The sequence below is a fragment of the Vibrio sp. 2033 genome, from assembly GCF_033339735.1.
The window spans coordinates 1-841 of the sequence record NZ_JAWOVC010000213.1 but is presented as its reverse complement, the minus strand read 5'-3'; the positions used below and the strand labels follow the sequence as shown (position 1 = coordinate 841).

Sequence of the window (841 nt, the reverse complement as noted above, 5' to 3'; positions counted from 1 at the left end):
CTTACGACTGCGGAATAGACCGTAGTAGTCAGTTTGCAGCAGCGTTGTATCGTAGTTGTAAATGTTGGTTTGATCTTCTTCTGGTACGTATAGGTACTGAAGCTGTGGTTCTAGCGTTTGTGTGTAGCCTTTGATCCAACTGGTGTCACGCTCTAAGTAAATCTGAGCATGGGTACGGAACTCAGGAATAACACGAGAAACTTGTTCATCAAGCTGGTTTTTCAAGTCCACGTCTGTCAAGCCAGTAAGGTCTTGAGAGTAGTAAGTGGAAAGTACGCGCGCTTCCGTTGTCCAAGTGGCCCAAGAGTTTGACAGCGGCATGGTTAGTCCCGGCTCTATGTGAACGCGAGTCGCGTTTGGTCGAGCGGTATCACTAGTGTCAAAACGGCTGACTTGGCTTTTTACGTCGAAGTTAAGGTGATCACCCCACAACGGCGTGTAGTAGTTCAAATCTAATTGAGGAAGCAAACGATATGGACGGTTTTCTTCTTTCAAGAGGATTTGGAAATCTCGAACGGTTAAAGACGCATCCCAGAAATCTGAACGGTACTGCACATGTCCTTCTTGGACTAACTGACCGTCTTCACGGTTACCGATGTCAGAGTCCAAATCTAGGAAGTAATCAATGTCACTGACTTGTGAGTAATCAACTTTCACAATCCACTGTTTATTGATAATACCATCGTGCTTAACTTGGTAACCCCAGCGAGAATCATCTTGATATTTTTTATCGCTGTTGAGGTATTCGCCTTTCAGTTTACCTTCACCCCAGCCATCGGTTAGGTAACGGAAATCGGTGTCGAGTTTGGTGCCACGTTGCTGCATGTAGAGTGCAGTGAGA

1 protein-coding gene is annotated in these 841 nt (G+C 45.7%); it reads right to left on the bottom strand.

Going from position 1 to position 841, the window contains the following annotated elements; all coding sequences use genetic code 11:
- Positions 1–841 (bottom strand): LPS assembly protein LptD (lptD, locus tag R7P74_RS25645; protein WP_318123461.1); only part of this gene is annotated, 841 nt, incomplete at both ends.